The organism is Sphingomonas sanxanigenens DSM 19645 = NX02, assembly GCF_000512205.2.
Taxonomy (GTDB): domain Bacteria; phylum Pseudomonadota; class Alphaproteobacteria; order Sphingomonadales; family Sphingomonadaceae; genus Sphingomonas_D; species Sphingomonas_D sanxanigenens.
In genome coordinates this window covers 3,385,868-3,406,663 of the sequence record NZ_CP006644.1, presented here as the reverse complement: position 1 = coordinate 3,406,663, position 20,796 = coordinate 3,385,868, and the positions used below count along the sequence as shown (strand labels likewise).

General features: G+C 67.7%; 20 protein-coding genes and 1 pseudogene. 7 read left to right on the top strand and 14 right to left on the bottom strand.

The features are described 5' to 3' along the window. The first annotated feature begins 226 nt into the window (after nucleotides 1–226). Nucleotides 227–1,096, top strand: a complete 870-nt coding sequence (locus NX02_RS15650; RefSeq protein WP_084717827.1) for an MlaA family lipoprotein — start codon at nucleotides 227–229, stop codon at nucleotides 1,094–1,096. Between the two features lie 55 nt (nucleotides 1,097–1,151). Here NX02_RS15650 and NX02_RS15645 read toward each other — a convergent pair whose 3' ends face one another. Further along, nucleotides 1,152–2,018 carry a tyrosine-protein phosphatase gene (locus NX02_RS15645; protein WP_025293144.1) on the bottom strand — a complete coding sequence of 289 codons (867 nt, stop codon included), beginning with the start codon at nucleotides 2,016–2,018 and terminating at the stop codon, nucleotides 1,152–1,154. Between the two features lie 20 nt (nucleotides 2,019–2,038). Beyond that, nucleotides 2,039–4,333, bottom strand: a complete 2,295-nt coding sequence (locus NX02_RS15640) for a TonB-dependent receptor (RefSeq protein WP_025293143.1) — start codon at nucleotides 4,331–4,333, stop codon at nucleotides 2,039–2,041. Nucleotides 4,334–4,541: 208 nt separating this feature from the next. Between NX02_RS15640 and NX02_RS15635 the strand changes: the two genes are divergently transcribed. Then, the gene (locus tag NX02_RS15635; protein WP_162232733.1) at nucleotides 4,542–5,651 is read left to right on the top strand and encodes a TetR/AcrR family transcriptional regulator; all 1,110 of its coding nucleotides are present in this window, start codon (nucleotides 4,542–4,544) and stop codon (nucleotides 5,649–5,651) included. A gap of 103 nt (nucleotides 5,652–5,754) precedes the next feature. After that, on the top strand, nucleotides 5,755–7,038 hold the full coding sequence (locus NX02_RS15630; protein ID WP_281178213.1) for an MFS transporter: 1,284 nt from the start codon (nucleotides 5,755–5,757) through the stop codon (nucleotides 7,036–7,038). Here the strand turns inward: NX02_RS15630 and NX02_RS33325 are convergent. The 6 genes and pseudogenes from NX02_RS33325 to NX02_RS15600 all read right to left on the bottom strand — a co-directional run bounded on the left by NX02_RS33325 (nucleotide 7,035) and on the right by NX02_RS15600 (nucleotide 11,392). Continuing rightward, entirely contained in the window at nucleotides 7,035–7,676 is a 642-nt protein-coding gene (locus tag NX02_RS33325) for a class I SAM-dependent methyltransferase (RefSeq protein WP_025293140.1), read from the bottom strand. The two genes, NX02_RS15630 and NX02_RS33325, sit on opposite strands and share 4 nt — an antisense overlap. Continuing rightward, nucleotides 7,673–8,932 (bottom strand): RNA polymerase sigma factor, encoded by a 1,260-nt coding sequence (locus NX02_RS33320; RefSeq protein ID WP_025293139.1) that lies wholly within the window; start codon nucleotides 8,930–8,932, stop codon nucleotides 7,673–7,675. The genes NX02_RS33325 and NX02_RS33320 overlap by 4 nt, the downstream gene beginning before the upstream one ends. Before the next feature lie 147 nt (nucleotides 8,933–9,079). Further along, nucleotides 9,080–9,427: pseudogene (locus NX02_RS15615) on the bottom strand (YciI family protein); the annotation flags it as partial. A gap of 104 nt (nucleotides 9,428–9,531) precedes the next feature. Next, entirely contained in the window at nucleotides 9,532–10,656 is a 1,125-nt protein-coding gene (locus NX02_RS15610; protein ID WP_025293137.1) for an NAD(P) transhydrogenase subunit alpha, read from the bottom strand. An 8-nt stretch (nucleotides 10,657–10,664) separates the two neighbouring features. Next, the gene (locus tag NX02_RS15605; protein WP_025293136.1) at nucleotides 10,665–10,796 is read right to left on the bottom strand and encodes an aa3-type cytochrome c oxidase subunit IV; all 132 of its coding nucleotides are present in this window, start codon (nucleotides 10,794–10,796) and stop codon (nucleotides 10,665–10,667) included. A gap of 71 nt (nucleotides 10,797–10,867) precedes the next feature. Continuing rightward, nucleotides 10,868–11,392, bottom strand: coding sequence for a DUF2306 domain-containing protein (locus NX02_RS15600; RefSeq protein WP_053000653.1), 525 nt, complete (start codon nucleotides 11,390–11,392; stop codon nucleotides 10,868–10,870). A 168-nt stretch (nucleotides 11,393–11,560) separates the two neighbouring features. Here NX02_RS15600 and NX02_RS15595 point away from each other — a divergent pair, with 168 nt between their 5' ends. Then, the gene (locus tag NX02_RS15595) at nucleotides 11,561–12,394 is read left to right on the top strand and encodes a LytTR family DNA-binding domain-containing protein (RefSeq protein ID WP_025293134.1); all 834 of its coding nucleotides are present in this window, start codon (nucleotides 11,561–11,563) and stop codon (nucleotides 12,392–12,394) included. 4 nt (nucleotides 12,395–12,398) lie between these two features. Here the strand turns inward: NX02_RS15595 and folP are convergent, their stop codons facing one another. Together folP and NX02_RS15585 are read right to left on the bottom strand one after the other, a co-directional pair. Beyond that, nucleotides 12,399–13,472 carry a dihydropteroate synthase gene (gene folP, locus NX02_RS15590; RefSeq protein WP_025293133.1) on the bottom strand — a complete coding sequence of 358 codons (1,074 nt, stop codon included), beginning with the start codon at nucleotides 13,470–13,472 and terminating at the stop codon, nucleotides 12,399–12,401. 52 nt (nucleotides 13,473–13,524) lie between these two features. Continuing rightward, nucleotides 13,525–14,643: a site-specific DNA-methyltransferase gene (locus NX02_RS15585; protein ID WP_025293132.1), complete on the bottom strand. Its 1,119-nt coding sequence runs from the start codon at nucleotides 14,641–14,643 to the stop codon at nucleotides 13,525–13,527. A gap of 251 nt (nucleotides 14,644–14,894) precedes the next feature. Here NX02_RS15585 and NX02_RS15580 point away from each other — a divergent pair, with 251 nt between their 5' ends. Then, entirely contained in the window at nucleotides 14,895–15,329 is a 435-nt protein-coding gene (locus NX02_RS15580; protein WP_425424006.1) for a GNAT family N-acetyltransferase, read from the top strand. Between the two features lie 30 nt (nucleotides 15,330–15,359). On the opposite strand, the gene NX02_RS15575 is transcribed toward NX02_RS15580, so the two are convergent. Genes NX02_RS15575 through glmM form a run of 3 tightly spaced genes read right to left on the bottom strand, consistent with a single transcriptional unit; the run spans nucleotide 15,360 to nucleotide 18,120 of the window. Further along, complete coding sequence (locus NX02_RS15575) at nucleotides 15,360–15,944, bottom strand: ribonuclease HII (RefSeq protein ID WP_025293130.1); 585 nt, start codon at nucleotides 15,942–15,944, stop codon at nucleotides 15,360–15,362. Between the two features lie 2 nt (nucleotides 15,945–15,946). After that, a complete protein-coding gene (gene thiD, locus NX02_RS15570) occupies nucleotides 15,947–16,780 on the bottom strand; it encodes a bifunctional hydroxymethylpyrimidine kinase/phosphomethylpyrimidine kinase (RefSeq protein WP_025293129.1) in 834 nt (277 codons plus the stop codon). Beyond that, entirely contained in the window at nucleotides 16,780–18,120 is a 1,341-nt protein-coding gene (glmM, locus tag NX02_RS15565; RefSeq protein WP_025293128.1) for a phosphoglucosamine mutase, read from the bottom strand. Before glmM ends, thiD begins: the two co-directional genes overlap by 1 nt. 265 nt (nucleotides 18,121–18,385) lie before the next feature. On the opposite strand from glmM, the gene NX02_RS15560 reads away from it, so the two are divergent. Beyond that, nucleotides 18,386–18,667, top strand: coding sequence for an NAD(P) transhydrogenase subunit alpha part 2 (locus NX02_RS15560; protein ID WP_025293127.1), 282 nt, complete (start codon nucleotides 18,386–18,388; stop codon nucleotides 18,665–18,667). A gap of 72 nt (nucleotides 18,668–18,739) precedes the next feature. After that, the gene (locus tag NX02_RS15555) at nucleotides 18,740–20,155 is read left to right on the top strand and encodes an NAD(P)(+) transhydrogenase (Re/Si-specific) subunit beta (RefSeq protein WP_025293126.1); all 1,416 of its coding nucleotides are present in this window, start codon (nucleotides 18,740–18,742) and stop codon (nucleotides 20,153–20,155) included. Between the two features lie 30 nt (nucleotides 20,156–20,185). Here the strand turns inward: NX02_RS15555 and NX02_RS15550 are convergent, their stop codons facing one another. Further along, nucleotides 20,186–20,755 (bottom strand): hemerythrin domain-containing protein, encoded by a 570-nt coding sequence (locus tag NX02_RS15550; protein WP_025293125.1) that lies wholly within the window; start codon nucleotides 20,753–20,755, stop codon nucleotides 20,186–20,188. Nucleotides 20,756–20,796: the final 41 nt, after the last annotated feature.

Here is a 20,796-nt window from a genome sequence, read left to right as displayed (position 1 = left end):
GGGGCTCACTCTTGCTGCGCGGGCGAACCGGCGGAGAGGGAAGAATGCGCCATCCGCGGCGGAGCACCATGCCTGATTTCACAGACAATATGCCCGATCCTGTGAAACATCGAAACCGGATCATCTGCAGGAATGGGCAGATTTATTGCCGTATCGGGCATTTCGATCATCGCACATGACTTCTAGTCAAAATGGCGAGCCGAATGGGGCGCTGGAGACAGAGTGAATGAGTATCCTTGCTTCGATCATAGCGATGCCTTTGATCGGGGCGCAGGCCGTTCCCGTCATCGACCCCGCCCAGGCCCCCGAATCTCCACCGATCATGGAGAGTGCGGTGCCCGTGGAGGGGGCGGATCCGCAGCCGATGGCCGAGCCGGAAGCGGCGGCGGAGCCGCCGCCGCCTCAGGATGGCGCGATCGTCGTGACCGCGCGACCCGGAACGCCTGCCGGCGATCCGCTGCAGGGGCTCAATGCCGAATCCTTCGCCATCGTTCAGTCGGTCGACGAGGCGGTTACGGGGCCTGTCGCCCGTGCCTACGGCCGCACCGTGCCATCTCCCGTGCGCAGCGGGCTGCGCAACGCGCTGGGCAATCTTCAGGAGCCGATCGTCGCGCTCAACTATCTGCTGCAACTCAAGCCGGGCAAGAGCGCGGAAACATTGGGGCGTTTCGCGATCAATTCGACGATCGGCGTCGCCGGCCTTTTCGATATGGCGAAGCGGCCCCCGTTCAACCTTCCCCAGCGGCGCAACGGTTTCGGCTATACCCTGGGCTATTATGGCGTGAAGCCGGGACCCTATCTCTATTTGCCGCTGATGGGGCCGACGACGGTTCGCGATCTCGTAGGGCGGATCGGCGATCTCTCGGTGCTGCCGGTCGCGGTGGGGCGCCCCTTCAACGACCCGGCCTATGTGCTGCCGACGACCACCCTCCGCCTCCTCGACGAGCGCGCGGAAGCCGATGGCGCGATCCAGGCCGTGCGCGCGGGCGCCGACGATCCCTACGCGGCCGTTCGCGCGAACTACCTCCGCACCCGGCAGGCGGAGATCGATGCGCTTCGCGGCCGGACGCCATCGCCCGAACCCATCGAGCGCTGAGCAGGACTTCGGCAGTGCGGGAAGCGGCTGGCTTCCCGCACTGCCGGAGACGGGATCAGGCGGTGTAGCGCGCCCGAAGCTGCTTCAACTCGGCATCGCCCAGCCCGAGCCTGTCGCGCAGATAGGCCCTGGCACCACCGGGATGCGTGTCGATCACCTTGAAAACCGCCTCGATATAGGCACGGTCGACGCCCATGAACGCGTTCACCACCGCCGGCGGCAGCTTCGTCCAGGCCGCGGTCGATGGGTCGCTCGCCATGGCCTTCTTCGGGTCGAAGTATCGGTTCGAAAGCAGATAATCGGCGATTGCCGTTTCGCGCGGCACATCGAGCGCGGTCAGGATCAGCGCGGCGGCGACGCCGGTGCGATCCTTGCCCGCCGAACAGTTGAAGGCGAGCGGTACGTTGCCCGCCAGCAGCTGCGCGAACATACGGCGATACTGGCCGTTGAACTGGTCGAGCAGGTGCGGATACAGCGCTGCCATCTTGCGCTTTGCATCCTCGGCGGACCAGCTTGCCGCGGCGCGGAAGTCCATGCCGCCCATATCGAGCACATAATCGTCCGCAAATATGGTCGGCGTCTGACCGCCCGGCCAGCGCACCGGCGCCGCATCGCGCTCGGCGGTGCTGCGGAAATCGCAGACCGTGCGGACGCCGATCCTGTCCAGATAGGCATAGTCGTTGGCGGTGAGCGCGTTCATCGCGCCCGAGCGGTACAGCACGCCCCAGCGCACCGTCTTGCCGTTGCGGGTACGATAGCCGCCGAGATCGCGGAAATTCTGGCCGCCTTCCAGCGGCAGCAGGCGCGGGTGTGCGGGCGCGGCCTGCGCCGGCGCGCGGGCATCGACCGGCAGGCTCGTCGCGACGCCGGCGGCGAGGAGGGCGAGCGCACCGAGCGCGCTGGCGAATTTGAGGTTACGCATGGTCAGGAACTCCCAAAGGATCAGAAGCGGATCGTGCCGTCGAGGCCGAAGGTGCGCGGTTCGTTGAAGATGCCGTAATCGCCGCCAGCGGCGTAGGCAGCGGCGCTGCGCAGGAAGAGATGCTGTTCGTTGAACAGGTTGCGCGACCACAGCGACAGTTCGAGATTGGCGCCGCGGGTCAGCGAGATGCCGGCAACCGAGAGCCGGCCGTTCACCACGAACGAGCTGTCGGTCATCGTGTCCTCGCCCGAAAGCGCGCGATAGCCTTCCGCCACATTGGCATCGAGATGCGCGCGGATCACGGTGTCGCCGGCCACCGGCACCGTGTAGTCGATCGAGGCGCTGCCGGCATGTTCGGGGGTGTAGACCACGAACACGTCCTGGATCGCGCCGGCGCGGAACGGATTGGCCGCCTGCGGCAGATCGCCGTGGGTATAGGCATAGCCCGCCGAGATCGTCAGGCCGCGCACCGGTGCGATCGAGGCGTCCACCTCGATGCCCTGGATCGTGCCATGACCCGGGGCATTGACGGTTTCCAGCGTGGTGCGGTTGCTGTTGTCGAGATTGGTCGCGCTGAAGTCGATCTGGATGTCGGTGTAGCGGGTCGTATAGGCAGCGATGTTGAAGCGGCCGCGGCGATCCCAGAAGCTGGACTTCATCCCCGCCTCGAAGGTGGAGACCTTCTCCGGCCCGAACGCGCGATAGGTGAGCGAGCGCGAATTGGCGCCGCCGGCGCGATAAGCGGTGCCCCATTTGCCATAGAGCTGCACGGCGTTGCTCGGATCGAACGCCACCGTCACCTGCGGATCGAAACGGTCGGCGGTGAAGGTGAAGCTATAGGGTGCGTCGGCGCCGTTGACCTTGTAGAGCCGGCCGCTCTTGTCGTCATGCGTGTAGCGGCCGCCGACCGTCAGTTTCAGCATGTCGTCCAGCACCGGCGGCGTCCAGGTCGCCTGGCCGAACACCGCATAGCTGTCCGCCTTCGCGGTGCTCGCACGGTCCGGGAAGGGGCCGGTGGCGCCGGCTTCCAGCGACGGCAGCGGCGTGGCGGCGGTGCCGTCGGCATTCCAACGCATCGTGTTGGGGCTCCAGGCGTCGTCGTCGCCAGACTCGTGATAATAATAAAGGCCGCCGACATAATCGAGCCGGCCGACGCTGCCGAGCGCCTGCAGTTCCTGGCTGAACTGTTCCTGCCGCAGCGAGGCGAGGCTGTAGCGCGCGAAATTGGCGTTGGGCCGGAACACGCCGGCATGGGCGCCGATGCCATTGTCCCACTGGTCCTGCTCGAGATGGCGGTAGGACGTGATCGAGCGCAGCTCGAGCCCGTCCGACGCGTTGAAGTTCATGTGCAGGCCGATGCCCCAGGTCTCGCCGACATTGCCCCGCTGCGGCACGCCGATATCCACCGTCTTCGCCCGATCCGGCTGCACCTGCACGATCGGTGCCAGCGCCGGCGCCGCCGGGTTCTTGTTGAGCAGCTGGACGTAATAGGGCGTGGTGACGTCATAGGTGTAATCGGCATCGAGCTGCGCGCTGAAGCGGCTGCTGGGTTCCCACAGCGCGGCGCCGTGGATGCCGCGACGGTCGAAGGCGTTGAAATCCTTCTCGTCGGCAAGCGTGTTCTTCACCGTGCCGTCACGCTTGGAGATGAGCCCGTCGAACTTCAGGCTGATCCCGGCGAAGGACGGCAGGTCGAGGTGCGTCTCGCTCGAATAGCCGCCGAAATTGCGCACGCCCACGGTCTGGCGGAGCTGGAAGTCGCCCGAGGGCTTGTTGGTGACGATGCTCACCGCGCCGCCGGTCGAGTTGCGGCCGAACAACGTGCCCTGCGGGCCTTTCAGCACCTCGATGCGCTCGACGTCCATCAGCGCCATGCCGAGGCCCTGCGAACGGCCGAGATAGACGCCGTCGATATAGACGCCGACGCCGGAGTCGCGGCTCGGCTGGTTGGCGTCGAACGGCACGATGCCGCGGATCCCGACCGTCAGCGCCGAATTGCGCGAGAAGAAGGGTGCGATGCGCAGCGAGGGTACGGCGCCGTCCATCAGGTCCGACAGGCTCTGGACGTGGCGGTTGGCGAGATCCTGCGTGCCCAGCACCGAGATCGCGATCGGCGTCTTCTGCAGGTTGGTCTCGCGCTTCTCGGCGGTGACGACGATGTCGACGAGGCCGCCCTCGGCATCCTGCTGCGCATGCTCGGGCGCGGCATCGGCCGCGGCTTCATCCGCCGCAGCGGCCAGCGTCGGGGCGGCGGCGCACAGTGCCGCGCCGGCCAGTGCGAACGTTCGTATCCGTGTCGAAAAACTGCGCTTCATGATCGATCCCCGCTTTGAGTCGGCGGGCAATTAGAACGTTTGTATGTAAGCTCTGTGACACTTGTATCCTGGCGCCGATCGAACGATGATGCGCGCCGAGACACAGGAAGATCCGATGCCCGATACACCTCTGCCGCCAGCCGCCGCGGCGCCGACTTCGCCCGAAAAGCTGATTTCTGCGGTATTTTTAGCGCTTGAGACGGAAGGTATGGCGGCGATTTCCGCGCGGCCGCTTGCCGCCGCTGCGGGGCTCCCGGTCTCTTCGATCTATTATCATTTCGGCGATCTGGAACAGTTGTTGGAAAACGCGCAACAGGCAGCGCGACTCGCTGCGAACCGCTGGTGCGAGGAACAATTGTCTGCGATCGGAACCGGTGCCCCGGCGGTCGGCCCCCTGCTCGCGGCGCTCGCCGACGACTGGTGCGAGATGCAGCGCCCGCTCGCCTTTGCGCGGCGCGAGGCGCAGATCGCGGCGCTGCGCGATCCGCGCCACATCGCCGGCTCGGCCAAGTGGGACGCGCTATGGCACCTGTTCTGGGACGAACTTGCCGCCCGGCTGGGCCTGGCGGACATGGCAACCGCGCTCGCCTGGCTGTTCGACGGTGTTACGGGCATGCATCTGCTGCGCTGGCGCCGCCCGGTGGACCGGGCCGCGCTCGCCGAACTGTGCGATGGTTGGGCGGGTTGGCTCGATGGGCGGATCGGCACGATGGCGCCCTGGTTCGAACGCGCCCGTGCCGATGCCGACGACCTGCTGCCGCCACCACCGCGCGACGATGCGGTGGCCGATGCGGTCGCGGCGGCGGCGGCGCGGACGATCGCCGCGCGCGGGGTGGCCGGGCTTACCCACCGTGCCGTGGCGGCGGAAGCGGGTGTGACCCTCGGCGTCGTCTCCTACAAGTTTCGCACCAGCGCCGAACTGCTGCAGGGCGCGTTCGAGGCGATCTACCGCCGGATGACGCAGGAAAGCGGTCTCGATGCGCCGCTGCCGAGCCGCGCGGAGGCGCTCGCCGCGCTCGGCGGCCTGTTGCCGCAACGCGCGCACATGCTCGCTACGGAGGAATTGTTCATGGCCTGTGCACGCAACCCGGCGCTGCAGCCCTTCGCGGCGCGGCTGCGCTATCTGCGCGGGAGAACCTCGGGCCGGATGCTGCAGGGGATGCTCGGGGCGAACCGTCCCGCGTCGGTGATCGACGGTGCGATCATCTCGGCCTTCGCCAGCGGCCGCAACCGTGCGCTCATCTGCTCGGGCCGCGTGCCGGGCCCGGATAGCGACTATGCGCCCGTGCTCGCGCGCCTGGACGCCGGCGCGAGCTGAACCGCCGCGTCATACCCCCGTCACAGGGGATCGTCACAGCGCGCGCTCGAAAGGGGCGCCACCGTGCGGAGCGAATCGGCCGAGCGGCTGAGCCTGATCGGGCTTGTCGCATTCTCACTGCCGATGGTCGTCGTGCAGACGATCGAGACGGCGTGGCGCGTCTATCTGCCCAATTTCCTCGACCACGCTTGGCCTGTCGCTGGGCGTCGCCGGGTTCGTGCTGATGGCGGCGCGGCTGTTCGACAGCCTGGTCGATCCGCTGATCGGCTGGGCGAGCGACCGTTTCCCAACCCGCTACGGTCATCGCCGGCCTTGGTTGGCGGCGGGCACGCCGCTGATCGTCATCGGTGCGCTCGGCAGCTTCTTCATATGGCCGTGGACGGGGCCGGCGACCTTGATCGCCGCCTGCCTGCTGCTCCATCTCGGCTACATGATGATGGTCACGCCGCATGGCGGCTGGGCGCTCGAACTCGGCCGCGACGCGGCGGAACGGCTGCGCATCATCGGCGCAAAGACCTGGTTCGCGGTGGCGGGCGGCATCGCCATCCTCTTGCTGCCGGCGCTGCTCGAACGGATGCTCGGCATCGGGCGGGAAGGGCAGGTCGCGGCGCTCGGGCTGACGCTGATCCTGTTCGCGCCCTTCTCGATGGCGATGGTGCTGCGCTTCGTCGCCGAACCGGTGATCGCCGACGATCGTCGTGCGGAACTCGGCAACCCGCTGCGGCTGTTCTGGCAGATCCTGCGCACGCGGGCGCTGCACCCGGTGCTCCTGCTCTACCTGTTCGCCGGCCTGTCGGATTCGGCGATGTTCGCCACCTTCCTGCTCTTCATCGAACGCGGGTTGGCGCTGGAGGGCTGGGCGAGCAGCCTGTTGCTCGCGCAATCGGCGGTGCCGCTGCTCACCTTGCCGCTATGGGGCAAGCTCGCCGGCCGCATCGGGCATCGCCGCCTGCTGGCGCTGGGCTATGGCTGGCAGGTCGCGGTGATGCCGCTGGCGCTGCTGCTGCCTGCAGGGCACGTCGCTCCCGCCATCCTCTTCCTGATCGCGCGCAGCCTGTTCATGGGCGTCGACTATCTGCTGCTGCGGACGATGGTCTCCGAAATCACCCGCGCCGCTGCACTCACCGGACTGCGCCAGGGCGCGAGCTGCTATTCGGTGAGCAACATCACCTTGAAACTGGCGATGGGGCTGGGGGCCTGGGCGGCGCTGGCCGCGATCGGCGGCACTAGCGCGACGGGCGCTGCCGCCGAGGCCAATCTTTGGGCGATCCGGCTGGCCTATGCGCTGCCGCCGGTGCTGTGCGGGCTCGCGGCGCTGGTGGTGCTGGGGCACGGGCGGCGGCGGGCGGCCAGCGTGGCGCCTGCGCGGGCAGTCGCGGCGGCTTAATCCTTCGCGCGATAGCGATAGACGAAACCTGGTTTCGATACGCCGGTCTCTGTCACCGCATAGCGGCCGATCTCCTCCAGCCGCGACAGCGCCAGATGCGCCCGCGCCGGATCGCCGACCAGCACGTCGATCCCCGCCCCGACGCAGCGATCGAGGAAGCGCGTCACCCGCCGCGCCAATGCCGGCGCATAGAAAAGGTCGCCGACCAGGATCAGTCCGGTATCCGGCGCCCCGCCGCGCGTGAGATCGCCGGTCTCCGCCGCGATGCGGACGCCGTTCGCCACGGCATTGAGCCCGGCGGCGATCGTCGCGTGGCGATCGACGTCCACCGCGCGCACCTCCGCCGCGCCGGCCAGAGCCGCCGCGATCCCGACCAGCCCCGAACCCGCGCCGAGATCGAGCACGCGCCGCCCGGCGACGCTCTCCGGCCGATCCAGCACATGCCGCGCGAGCGCGAGCCCGCCACCCCAGCGATAGGCCCAATAGGGCGAGGCGAACGTCTTGGTCCCCGCCGCCAGCCGGTGCAGCCCGCTGGTGGGCGCGGCCTGATGCAGCCGGATTTCGGGTATGCCGGGCGTCTCGACCAGCGGCAGGTTGGCGGTGATGAAGGCGGCGACTGCCGCGTCGTCGAGCGTCACGCGCAGGCGGCGGCGCGCGCCAGCAAATGGCGCTGCTCGGCAGCGTTGCGGGTGAGCGAAGCCGCCTGCTCGAACGCGGTGCGGGCCTCCTCCGGCCGGCCCGAGCGCGCCAGCATGTCGCCGCGCGCGGCGGGCAACGGCGCATAGCCGGCGAGGATCGGCTCGTCCGCCAGCGCTTCGAGCACGACCAGCCCGACCTCGGGGCCGAACGCCATCCCGATCGCGATCGCGCGGTTGAGCGCGACGATGGGGGAGGGGAGGCGGACGAGCAGCCTGTCGTAGAGCGCCGCGATCTGCCGCCAGTCGGTCTCGTCGGCATGCGCCGCGCGGGCATGGCAGGCGGCGAGGCTGGCCTGCAGCGCGTAGATGCCGTCGGCTCCACCCAGCGCTTCGGCGCGAGCGAGCGCCGCCAGCCCGCGGCGGATCAGCAACCGATCCCACATCCCGCGATGCTGTTCGGGCAGCGGCACCACCGATCCGTCGGGCGCGGTGCGCGCGCGCAGGCGGGATGCCTGGATCTCCATCAGCGCGAGCAGGCCGTGGACTTCGGGTTCCTCCGGCGCGAGATCGGCGAGGATGCGGCCCAGCCGCTGCGCATCGGCGCACAGGCCGGGGCGGACCAGGTCGTCGCCCGCGGTCGCCGCATAGCCCTCGTTGAAGATCAGGTAGACGACCTCGAGCACCGCTGCGAGCCGCGCCGCGCGCGCGGCGCCGCGCGGCACCTCGAAATCGAGCCCGGCGGCGGCAATCGTCTTCTTGGCGCGGACGATGCGCTGCGCGATCGTCGCCTCGGCGCTCAGGAAGGCGCGGGCGATCTCGGGCACGGTCAGCCCGCCGATCAGCCGCAAGGTCAGCGCGGCGCGGGCATCGGGTGAGAGGATCGGGTGGCAGGCGGTGAAAATCAGCGCGAGCAGCTCGTCGCCGATCTCGTCGTCGATCGCCGCCTCGACGGCGCCGAACCCGCCATCCTCCGCCGCGTCCATCGCGCGAACGATCTCCTCCTGCTTGCGGGCGCGCATCGCATCGTGGCGGATGCGATCGAGCGCGCGGCGCTTGGCGGTGGCCATCAGCCAGGCGGCGGGCCTGGCGGGGATCCCGCTCGCCGGCCATTCCGCAAGCGCTGCAAGCAAAGCATCCTGCGCGAACTCTTCGGCAAGGCTCACGTCGCGGAGCATGCGCGCCAGCCCGGCGATCAGGCGGGGCTGTTCGATCCGATAGACCGCCTCGATGGTCCGCTGGGTGTCGTTCGGGGGCACATTGGAGGGATTAGAGGGGTTTGCCGCGGGCAAAAAGCCCCTCCGCTCAAGCCTTGCGAACGGCTCGAGGCATCACCGTTCGGCGATCTGATCCCGCAACCGGTCTTCCTGCGCATGCAGTTCCGGCGTCATCGCCTCACCGAAGTCGGCGGCCTCGAATACCGGCCGGATCTCGATCTCGCTGGGGCCGGGCATCGGATTGGGGCAGCGCTTCGCCCATGCCACCGCCTCGTCCATGTCCTTGACCTCCCACATCCAGAAGCCGGCGATAAGCTCGCGCGCCTCGGCGAAAGGGCCGTCGATGACGATGCGGTTGGGGCCGTCATAGGCAACGCGCTTGCCGCGCGATGAGGGGTGCAGGCCCTCACCGGCCAGCAGCACGCCGGCCTTGACCAGATCCTCGTTGAAATTGCCCATCGCCTCGAGCATCTCCGTCTCGGGCATGATGCCGGCTTCGCTGTCGGCGGTCGCCCGGATCTGGACCATCACACGCATCGTTCGTCTCCTTCGATCGCGAGGCAGCAGCGCCTCACTCTCACGACGAACGAGGCGCCGCGGAATCGACAGCCCAGCGAAATTATTTCGTGCGGGCCGTTAAATCAGGCCGCCAGGAGCCGCTCGTTGACCACCTTGCCGCCCTGGGTGAGGCGGATCGCGTTGCCGATCTCTTCGTCCAGCACCGGCCGTCCCGCTTCCTTGTCCCAGAAGGCGGAGAGGAAGTTGAACAGGTTCCGCGAGTAGAGCGCCGAGGCATCCGCCGCGAGCCGGCTCGGTACGTTGCGGTGGCCGACGATCTTGACGCCGTGGCGCTCGACCACTTGCCCCGCGACAGCACCCTCGACATTGCCGCCCTGTTGGACCGCGAGGTCGACGATCACGCTGCCGCGCTTCATCGAGGCGATCTGCGCGTCGCTGATCAGCCGCGGCGCCGCGCGCCCGGGGATCAGCGCGGTGGTGATGACGATGTCCTGCTTGGCGATGTGGCTGGAGACCAGTTCGGCCTGCGCCGCCTTATATTCGTCGGACATTTCGGTGGCATAGCCCCCCGAGCCCTCGCCCTCGATGCCCTTCACATTCTCGACGAAGATCGCCTTCGCGCCCAGCGACTCGATCTGCTCCTTGGTGGCGGAGCGGACGTCGGTGGCGGAAACCTGCGCGCCAAGGCGGCGGCCGGTGGCGATCGCCTGCAGCCCGGCGACGCCGACGCCCATCACGAACAGGCGCGCGGCGGAAACGGTGCCCGCCGCGGTCATCATCATCGGGAAGGCACGGCCATATTCGGAAGCCGCGTCGAGCACCGCCTTGTAACCGGAAAGGTTGGATTGCGAGGAGAGGATGTCCATGGACTGCGCGCGGGTGATGCGTGGCATGAATTCCATTGCCAGCGCTTCGTACCCGCCCGCTGCATAGGCATCGACGCGCGCGCGTTCGCCGAACGGGTTGAGCCCCGCCACGATCCATGCGCCAGGCTTGGTGCCGGCGATGCTCATCGGATCGGGGCCCTGCACGCCGAACACGATGTCGGCATCCTTCAGCACCGTCACCCGGTCGGTCACGGTGGCGCCCGCCGCCTGATAGTCGGCATCGGCGATCGATGCGGTGGCGCCGGCGCCGGATTCCACGGCCATCTCGGCGCCCAGCGCCGTGAATTTCTTGACCGTCTCCGGCGTCGCGGAAACGCGCTTCTCGCCGTCCGCGCCTTCCTTGAGGATCGCGATCTTCATCGCCGCGCTCAGCTCGCGATCAGGATGATGACGATGGCAGCGACGATCACGGCCGCCGCGGTGCCCCATTTCACCATCACCATGAAGCCGTCGTAGGTTTGCCGGTGCTGGGCGAACTCGCCGCTGTTGTCGCTTGCCATATCCACCCCTGTGCTTGTGATTCGGTCCTGCTTAATCGGCTGGCGCACGCCTCTCAACCCCCGCGAGGGGCTCAGTCCACCAGCCAATGCCACAGCAGGCGGCCGGGCACGAACGCGAACAGGCCCGGCAGGAGCAGCCCGAGCAGAAACAGGCTGACCATATGGCGCTTGTGCGCGTCGATCCGGCCGCGGCGCGCGGCGGAAATCGCACGCAGCATCATGACGACGACGAGTGGCACGAAGAGGTGGATGAAGCTGAAATTCCCCCCGTTGATATGGCGGATGAACAGTGCGGAAAGCGCCGTCACCAGCATCAGCACCATCCAGACCTTTCCGAGCATGCGGTGCCGGGCATCGCCCTTCGGGGTCATCAACACATACAGGCCGAGCGGTACCGCGGGCAGCACCGCCGCGATATGGATGATGACCGCGATCTCTTTCGCGCCTGCCGGTATGTCGGCGAAGCCGGCTGCCGCCCTGCCGATCGCGACGACCGAGAGCACCGACACTATGCCTGCCGCGCCAAACGCAATGCCGCGCAGTGGCGCGGAGACGTCGCTGAAGGCGGTGGCGCGGGCAGTGCGGACTCTCATCATCGATCTCCTTTGAAGGCGGTGCCGGCCAAGCTGGACTCGGCCCGCTCGCCGGCAACCGCGGTTGCGCCAGCGGATCCAAAGCTTCGTGAAACGCGCCCATTTCCGGGCGTTTGCCATTTCGCGAAGCGCGAACGGGCCTTAGGGAAGGGGCGGGATATGAGGGGGCCGATGCCGGACGCGCGCAGACTGACGATCGATCTCGGCGTGATGCTGGCGCTCGCCGTCGCGCTCGCGCTGCTCGGGCCGTTCGGCATGTACGCACTGCCGTTCGCCGCCCGCCTCATCTATTGGCTGCTGCTCGCGCTTCCGGGCTATGCGCTGTTCATGCCTGCGATGGTGCTGGCCACCCGTACCGCCTATCGCCTCGACCTGCCGGTGCAGGCCTTGTGGGCGGCGGCCTGTGCGCTCGCCGCGGTGCCGATGACGCTGATCATCTGGTGCGCCAATTTCGTCCTGGGGCTACCCTATGCCTGGCCGCGGTTCGAGCAACTGGCCGGCACCTACGCGCATGTGCTGATCGTGGCCGGCATCGCCTGCACCCTGTTCTGGTTCGGATCCGCAGCGCGCCGTGCCACGGTCGCGCGGACGGTGCGGGCCGACGTGGAGCCGCCGGAGCCGCCGGAGCCGCCGGAGCCGCTGGCTGCGCCAGAACCACGGGCATCGGAGCCTTCGGTGCCCTCGGTGCCCGAGCCGCGCCTGCTCGATCGTTTGCCGCCGCACCTGGGGCGTGACCTGATCGCACTGGAGATGGAGGATCATTATGTCCGCGCCCACACGCCGCGAGGCTCGGCGCTGCTGCTGATGCGGATGCGCGACGCCGTACCCGAACTTGACGGCATCGACGGCGCACAGGTCCACCGAAGCTGGTGGGTGGCCCGTGGCGCGGTCGAGGATGTCCGCCGCGACGGGCGCAACTATCGGCTTCGTCTCGCCGGCGGCATCGAGGCGCCGGTGGCGCGCAGCATGGTCGCGCCGCTGCAGGATCTCGGCTGGCTGGGCTGAAGGATCAGGCGCCGCCGCGCCAGACCCGCAGCGCCTGCACGGTCTCGAATGCATCATGCACGCGCAGCATTTGGGCACCCAGCGCGGCGCCCTTCAGCGCCAGTGCGATCGAGCCGCCGAGACGGCGGTCGGCGGGAGCCTCGCCGGCGAGCGCGCCGATCAGCCGCTTGCGGCTGGCGCCGAGCAGTACCGGGCAGCCGAGGCCGTGGAACAGCGCGAGGCCGTCGATCAGCGCCATATTCTCGTGCGGGGCCTTGCCGAAGCCGATGCCGGGATCGACGATGATCCGCTCGCGCGGCACGCCCGCCGCCTCGACCGCGGCGACCCGCGCCTCCAGCCAGTCATAGACTTCGATCAGCGTGTCGCCGTAGCGGGCGTTGCCATGCGGGTCCTGCGGCGTGCCGGGAAAATGCATCAGCGCGACGGGGCAGCCGGCGGTGACGACCACCTCCAGCGCGCGATCGTCATACAGCAGCGATGCGACATCGTTGACCAGCCCGGCGCCGGCCGCGAGCGCGGCCTCCATCACCGCAGCCTTGCGCGTGTCGATCGAGATCGCGGCGCCGGCGGAGGCGAGCCGCTCGATCAGCGGCGCGGTGCGCGCGATCTCGTCGGCATCGGAAATGGTCTCGGCGCCCGGGCGGGTGGATTCGCCGCCGACGTCGATGATCGCGGCGCCGGCCGCGACCATCGCCATGCCCGATGCCGCAGCGGCACCGGCGTCGTCGATATGGCGGCCGCCGTCCGAGAAGCTGTCCGGCGTCATGTTGAGGATCGCCATCACCTGCGGCGCATCCATCGCCACCGTCGCGCCGCGGATCTCGATTGGCGCGCGCGCGGCGAGCAGGCGGTAGCGCATCTTCGCCGCCGCCATCGCCTGGGCATCGGGCAGCGCGGCGATGACATCGTCGAGCGCCGCGACGGGCACCAGATCCTGCCGCGTGCGCTGGCCATCGGTGACCGCGATCAGTTCGTAGGCGGCGAAGTGCAGCGCGCTGCCGGCCAACCGATCGACGCGCGCATCGGGCGCTGCGGGCGGACCGACGAAGCCGGTGGGACGAAGATAGATGCGGGCCATCCACCTGCCTTATCGCCGCTGACGGGGGCTGCCAAACCCCAGCCGGATCGAATCAGGGTTCGGTAGCGAGGATGTAGCGCTGGCGCAGCGCGTCGATGGGCGTCAGCTTGCCCGCTTCCTCATAATGCCAGAACGTCCAGCCGTTGCACGAGGGGGCACCCTGCAGCCTTGCGCCCACCTTGTGGATCGAGCCTTCCTCGCCCTCGGTCTGCAGCGATCCGTCCGCACGGACGATCGCATGCCAGCGGCGCTTCGCGTCGGACAACATGGTGCCGGGCACCAGCATGCCGGTTTCGACGATCGTACCGAAGGGCACCTTGGGCGCGGCCTTGGGCGACATCATCGTCGTCACCGCAGATTCATCGAGCGGCAGCGCCGCCTCGATGCGCTCGGACGCGACCTCGATATAGGTCGCCTCGCGCTCGATGCCGATCCAGCGGCGGCCCAGCCGCTTGGCGACCGCGCCGGTGGTGCCGGTGCCGAAGAAGGGATCGAGCACCACGTCACCCGGCTTGGTGCAGGCCAGCAGGATGCGATAGAGCAACGCCTCGGGCTTCTGCGTCGGGTGCGCCTTGGTGCCGCCGCGCTTGATGCGTTCCTGGCCCGAACAGATCGGGAAGGACCAGTCCGAGCGCATCTGCAGTTCGTCGTTCAGCGTCTTCATCGCGCGATAGTTGAACGTGTAACGCGATCCTTCGGACTTGGACGCCCAGATCAGCGTCTCATGCGCGTTGGTGAAGCGCGTGCCCTTGAAGTTGGGCATCGGGTTGGCCTTGCGCCACACGATGTCGTTGAGGATCCAATACCCCTCGTCCTGCACGGCGGCACCGACGCGGAAGATGTTGTGATAGCTGCCGATCACCCAGATCGTGCCATTGTCCTTCAGGATGCGGCGCGCTTCCTTCAGCCATGCCTTGGTGAAGGCGTCATAGGCGGCGTAGCTGTCGAACTTGTCCCAGTCGTCGTCGACCGCATCGACCTGGCTGCCGTCGGGCCGGTGGAGGTCGCCGCCGAGTTGCAGGTTGTAGGGCGGATCGGCGAAGATCATGTCGATCGAGCGATCGGGCAGCGAGGCCATGGCGGCGATGCAGTCGTCCATCAGGATGCGGTCGAGCGGCAGTTCGACCGTAGGTTCCGCCTTCTGAACCCTGAGTTTGCCGATGACACCCATGAACTGCCGCCCCCTGTCTTGTTGCGGGCAGACCCTTTGGCGAGCCGGAGTCCGCGGTCAATACGGGGTTAGGGCACAAGGATTCCAAATAATCCGTTAACCACGGAGAACGTAAGGAGTCCGCCACGAAATATGGAGTCACCGGGAGTCGCGGCCGCCCCATCCCTTGTGGTGTGGGAAAAATGACTCAACTCGTCGCAAAAATGATCCGGACGGGTTACCGTCACGCGATGCGGATCATCGAAGACGATTTGACCGGGCCCGAAATCGGCGCGCTGCTCGCGCGTCACTTCGCAAGCATGTTCGAACATTCGCCGCCCGAAAGCTGCCACGTGCTGCCGATCGAGGGGCTGCGCGCGCCGGGAATCAGCTTCTGGTCGATCTGGGATGGCGATCGGCTCGCGGGCTGCGGCGCGCTCAAGCAACTCGATCCGGCGCATGGCGAAATCAAGTCGATGCGCACCGACGATGCCTATCTGAAGCGCGGCGTTGGGGCGGCATTGCTGACGCATATCATCGCGGTGGCGCGGAGCCGCGGGTACCGGCGGCTGAGCCTCGAGACGGGAACCCCGGTGGCTTTCCAGCCGGCGCAGCGCCTCTATGCACGGCACGGCTTCGTGGCATGCCCGCCGTTCGGGGATTATGTGCTGGATCCGTACAGCATGTTCATGACGCTGGAGTTGTAGGGTGCGCGCGAAGGCGCGCTCCGCACCCGATCAAAAGTCCAGATGCGCCTGCGCCACCGGTGCAAAGGAGCGCCGGTGCAGCGGCGTCGGCCCAAGCCTGCGCAGCGCCTCCAGATGCACCGGCGCGCCATAGCCCTTGTTCGACGACCAGCCATAGCCGGGATAGTGCGCGTCGGCTTCCACCATCATCCGGTCGCGCGTCACCTTGGCGATGATCGACGCCGCCGAGATGCAGGGTTCCAGCGCATCGCCCCCGACGATCGCGCGGGAGCGCCAGCGCCAGCCGGGGCAGCGATTGCCGTCCACCAGCACCTCGTCCACCTCGAGCCCCAGCGCCTCGACGGCGCGGGTCATCGCCAGCATCGTCGCCCACAAGATGTTGATCTCGTCGATCTCCGCCACGGTGGCGATGCCGACGCCGACGACGCATTCCGCGCTTATCTGCGCGAACAGCGCCTCGCGCCGCGCCGCGCTCAGCTTCTTGCTGTCGTCCAGCCCGGCGATACCGTGTGGGCACAGCACCACCGCGGCGGCGACCACGGGCCCCGCGAGCGGCCCGCGCCCGGCCTCGTCAACGCCCGCAATGATCGTGCTGGGGGTCGTATCGATGGTCATGATCAGACGTTCCTCGGCCGCGGGATCGCGTCCAGCCGCGCCGCCTGCTGGCCCATCGGGCCGTGGCCGCGGCCAAGCCCGGGCGCATTGAGCAGGGCGAGGCGGACGAAACGGCGGGCGCGGGCGATGGCGGCGGGCAGGGCGAGACCCTCGGCAAGGCCGGTCGCGATCGCGCTCGCCAGGGTGCAGCCGGTGCCGTGGGTATGGCGCGTGTCGATGCGCGGGTCGCTGAAATCGGTGCGCCCGCCATCGGGAAGAATCAGGATATCGCGTACCACATCGCCATCCACATGCCCGCCCTTGGAGAGCACCGCGGTGCCCGTCCGCCGGGCGAGCGCCAGCGCGGCCTCGGCCAGTTCGACATGATCGCCCGTGGGCAGGCCGGTCAGCGCGGTCAGTTCGGGCGCGTTGGGGGTGATCACCGCAGCGTCGGCCATCAACCGCTCGAATGCGGCGATGGTGCCGGCGTCGGCAAGCACCGAGCCGCTGGTTGCGATCATCACGGGATCGAACACCACCGGGATGCCCGGCATCGTCGCCAGCCGGTCGGCAACGGCGTCGGCGGTTTCCGCGGATCCGATCATGCCGATCTTGATCGCATCGACGCCGATGTCCGACGCGCACGCGTCGATCTGCGCGATCACCATCGCGGTCGGGATCGGATGGACGCCGGTCACGCCCAGCGTGTTCTGCGCGGTGATCGCGGTGATCGCGGTCATCGCGTGTCCGCCCAGCATCGTCACCGTCTTGATGTCGGCCTGAATGCCGGCGCCGCCGCCCGAATCGGATCCGGCGACGATCAGCACGCGTGGCGTCGCAACCCCTGCGCCGCCCATCAGGCGGCCGCGGCCTTCACCGCATCGCAGATCGAATCGACCACCGCCTCGACTGTCGCGGCATCGTCCCCTTCGGCCATCACCCGGATCACCGGTTCGGTGCCGGAGGGGCGGATGACCAGCCGGCCGGATCCGTTGAGCGCGCGCTCGCCCGCCGTGATCGCGGCCTTCACGCTGTCCGCCTCCAGCGGCTTGCCGCCGGCGAAACGCACATTCTTCAGAAGCTGTGGCACCGGATCGAACAGATGGAGCAATGCGCTTGCCGGCTTGCCGCTCTCGACCAGCGCTGCAAGCACCTGCAGCGCCGCGACCAACCCGTCTCCGGTGGTGCCATGGTCCGCCAGGATGATGTGGCCCGATTGCTCGCCGCCGACATTGTAGCCGCCCTCGCGCATCGCCTCCAGCACATAGCGGTCGCCCACCTTGGTGCGCACCAGCGACAGACCTTCTCCGGCAAAGAATCGTTCGAGGCCGAGGTTGGACATGACGGTGGCGACGACGCCGCCGCCCCGCAACTGCCCGGACCGCGCCCAGCGCGATCCGATCAGCGCCATCAACTGGTCGCCATCGACCACGCGGCCCTCATCGTCGACCACGATCAGCCGGTCAGCGTCGCCATCCAGCGCGATGCCGATCGCGGCGCCGCTGGCGACCACGGTTTCCTGCAGGGTCGCCGGCGCGGTCGATCCGACGCCGTCATTGATGTTGGTGCCATTGGGGGTGACGCCGATCGAAACCACCTCGGCGCCCAGTTCCCACAGCGCCGCCGGTGCCACCGAATAGGCGGCGCCGTTCGCGCAATCGACCACGATCTTGAGACCGTCGAGCCGCAGGTGCTGGGGGAAACTGTTCTTGGCGGCGTGGATGTAACGACCGCGCGCATCCTCGATACGGCGGGCGCGGCCGATGTCTCCCGAAGCGGCGAGGGGCGCAGGCGTGTCGATCAGCGCCTCCAGCGCCAGTTCGTCCTCGTCGGAAAGCTTGTAGCCATCGGGCCCGAACAGCTTGATGCCATTATCCGCGAAGGGATTGTGGCTGGCGGAGATCATCACGCCCAGATCGGCGCGCATCTCGCGCGTCAGCATCGCGATCGCGGGGGTGGGCATCGGCCCGACCATCACCACGTCCATGCCGACCGCGGTGAAGCCCGCGACCATCGCCGATTCCATCATGTAGCCGGACAGACGGGTGTCCTTGCCGATCACCACCCGATGGCGGTGCGCGCCGCGCCGGAAATGCGCACCCGCCGCCATGCCCACCTTCATCGCGATGTCAGGCGTCATCGGCGCGGTGTTGGTGCGCCCCCTGATGCCATCCGTACCGAAATATTTGCGCGTCATCTCTCATCCTGAAGCAAGCCGTGGCCCTTACACCGGGTGCGCCGCGAGGTGAAGGCGGTGGTGGCAGGTGCCGGTTCAGCCACGCCGGGTTGCGCGCGAACCGCGTCCGACGCCGCGTTCGATGCACATTTTGCTTCGATTTGTCGCAATTCGTTGCTGAAACCGGCTTGCGCCATTCTTCCAACGATGCGACGGGCTAACGGTAACGCCATGCGACAAAAGCAATGGTGGATAACGATGTTGAGCCAACCCGGGGGAGGCTAAAGTGGACTTCATCTCGATCCTCTCGATTTTCGTGCTGGCCTGCTTCGTGGGCTATTATGTCGTTTGGTCGGTCACCCCGGCGCTGCACACGCCGCTGATGGCAGTGACCAATGCGATTTCGTCGGTCATCATCGTCGGCGCCCTCATCGCCAGCGCGGCCGCAGGATCGCCCACCGCCAAATGGCTCGGGCTGATCGCGGTGGTGTTCGCCAGCGTGAACATCTTCGGCGGCTTCGCGGTCACCGAACGCATGCTCGCCATGTACAAGAAGAAAGACAAGTAAGCGGCGTTCGGACGCCGGCCGGGCGCGCGGCTGCGCCCCGGATCAATGGACTGAATTGGGGGAAACCGATCGATGCACCAGGTCGCACCTGTCAATCCCTGGGTTGCGCTGGCCTATCTCGTCGCGGGGATCTGCTTCATCCTCGCCCTGCGCGGCCTTTCGAGCCCGTCGACGAGCCGCGAGGGCAATCGCTACGGCATGATCGGCATGACGATCGCGATCGTCACGACCCTGGTGACGCATGAGATTGCGAGCCTGCCCGAAATCCTGGTCGCAATCGCGATCGGCGGCATCGCCGGCTTCGTCATTGCCCGCCGCATCGCGATGACGGCGATGCCGCAGCTCGTCGCGGCATTCCACTCCCTGGTCGGCATGGCGGCGGTGCTGGTGGCCGCCGCGGCGTTCCTGAACCCGCAGGCGTTCCACATTGCCGACAGCGCGGGCATCATCTTCACCGTCAGCCGGATCGAGATGGGGCTGGGCATCGCGATCGGCGCGATCACCTTCTCGGGCTCGGTGATCGCCTTCCTCAAGCTCAACGGCAATATGAGCGGCGCGCCGATCATGCTGCCGGCGCGGCATTTCATCAACCTCGGCACGCTCGCCGCGATCCTCGGCCTCATCGGTTATTTCCTGACCGACCAAAGCCCATGGATCTTCTGGACGATCACAGCGCTCAGCTTCGTCATCGGCTTCCTGCTGATCATCCCGATCGGCGGCGCGGACATGCCGGTGGTCGTGTCGATGCTCAATTCCTATTCGGGCTGGGCGGCCGCGGCGATGGGATTCACGCTCGGCAATTCGGCGATGATCATCACCGGGGCGCTGGTCGGCAGCTCGGGCGCGATCCTCAGCTATATCATGTGCCGCGCAATGAACCGCAGCTTCATCAGCGTGATCGCCGGGGGATTCGGCACCGAGGTGGCCGCAGGCGGCGGCGGTGCGAAGGTGGACCGCCCATGGAAGCGCGGCTCGGCCGAAGACGCTGCCTTCCTGATGCAGCAGGCCGAAAGCGTGATCATCGTGCCGGGTTACGGCATGGCGGTCGCGCAGGCGCAGCACGCGCTGCGCGAGATGGGTGACGTTCTCAAGAAGGAAGGCGTCTCGGTCAAATATGCGATCCACCCGGTCGCGGGCCGCATGCCCGGTCACATGAACGTGCTCCTCGCCGAAGCCAATGTCCCCTATGACGAGGTGTTCGAGCTGGAGGACATCAACTCCGAATTCGCGCAGGCGGACGTCGCCTTCGTGATCGGCGCCAACGACGTGACCAACCCGGCCGCCAAGACCGACAAGACCTCGCCGATCTACGGGATGCCGGTGCTCGACGTCGAAAAGGCCAAGACCGTGCTGTTCGTGAAACGCTCGATGGGCGGCGTCGGCTACGCCGGCGTCGACAATGACGTGTTCTACATGGACAACACGATGATGCTGCTCGCCGACGCCAAGAAGATGGTCGAGGATATCGTCAAGGCCATGGCCCACTGACGATGGGCGAGGGGAGGGGCCCGAGGCCCCTCAACCGCGCCCGACCGTCTCCAGTTCCTCGGCCACGGCGTCACCGGTCTTCTCCGCCTCGCCCTTCGCCGCGATCTCGTCATAGAGCGCGGCCTGGCGGGTGCGGAGCGTCTCGCCGAGCGCGTCCAGATCGATCTTGCCCGCGGCGTGCGCTTCCTTGGCTTCCTCGAACAGATCCTCATCCTCCTCGTCGATATGGTGGACTGTCTCCTCACCGAGGACGTGGACCTTGGACTTGTAGAGCTTTTCGGTGCCGTCGAGATTTTCGAGCTCCGCGACGATCCGCTTGCCCGACTGGTGTTCGACGATGCCCTCGTCCACCTCTTCCTCGCCGATCACGGGTTTCAGCGCGGGGTAGAGGATTTCCTCCTCGATCGTCATGTGGACGGCCAGCCGCATGCACAGTTCCTGGGCGATGGGCACCAGCGCCGCGCCGTCGCTGGCCTCGGCCTTGTCGAAGAGGGTACGGAAGATGTGATGTTCTTCCTTGAGCAGGCGGATCGCCACGGGATCGTCCTGCTTGAGGCGATGATCGCCCTGGCTGTTACGCTTGGCATAGTCTCCGGACATTGCGATGCTCCTCCTCAGGTTCTGTGGACGAACGACGGCAA

Coding starts and splice junctions, on each gene's coding strand:
- NX02_RS15650 (WP_084717827.1), top strand. CDS start 227: ATGAGTATCCTTGCTTCGATCATAGCGATGCCTTTGATCGGGGCGCAG.
- NX02_RS15645 (WP_025293144.1), bottom strand. CDS start 2,018: ATGCGTAACCTCAAATTCGCCAGCGCGCTCGGTGCGCTCGCCCTCCTC.
- NX02_RS15640 (WP_025293143.1), bottom strand. CDS start 4,333: ATGAAGCGCAGTTTTTCGACACGGATACGAACGTTCGCACTGGCCGGC.
- NX02_RS15635 (WP_162232733.1), top strand. CDS start 4,542: ATGGCGGCGATTTCCGCGCGGCCGCTTGCCGCCGCTGCGGGGCTCCCG.
- NX02_RS15610 (WP_025293137.1), bottom strand. CDS start 10,656: ATGAAGATCGCGATCCTCAAGGAAGGCGCGGACGGCGAGAAGCGCGTT.
- NX02_RS15605 (WP_025293136.1), bottom strand. CDS start 10,796: ATGGCAAGCGACAACAGCGGCGAGTTCGCCCAGCACCGGCAAACCTAC.
- NX02_RS15600 (WP_053000653.1), bottom strand. CDS start 11,392: ATGATGAGAGTCCGCACTGCCCGCGCCACCGCCTTCAGCGACGTCTCC.
- NX02_RS15595 (WP_025293134.1), top strand. CDS start 11,561: ATGCCGGACGCGCGCAGACTGACGATCGATCTCGGCGTGATGCTGGCG.
- folP (WP_025293133.1), bottom strand. CDS start 13,472: ATGGCCCGCATCTATCTTCGTCCCACCGGCTTCGTCGGTCCGCCCGCA.
- NX02_RS15585 (WP_025293132.1), bottom strand. CDS start 14,643: ATGGGTGTCATCGGCAAACTCAGGGTTCAGAAGGCGGAACCTACGGTC.
- NX02_RS15575 (WP_025293130.1), bottom strand. CDS start 15,944: ATGACCATCGATACGACCCCCAGCACGATCATTGCGGGCGTTGACGAG.
- thiD (WP_025293129.1), bottom strand. CDS start 16,780: ATGGGCGGCGCAGGGGTTGCGACGCCACGCGTGCTGATCGTCGCCGGA.
- glmM (WP_025293128.1), bottom strand. CDS start 18,120: ATGACGCGCAAATATTTCGGTACGGATGGCATCAGGGGGCGCACCAAC.
- NX02_RS15555 (WP_025293126.1), top strand. CDS start 18,740: ATGCACCAGGTCGCACCTGTCAATCCCTGGGTTGCGCTGGCCTATCTC.
- NX02_RS15550 (WP_025293125.1), bottom strand. CDS start 20,755: ATGTCCGGAGACTATGCCAAGCGTAACAGCCAGGGCGATCATCGCCTC.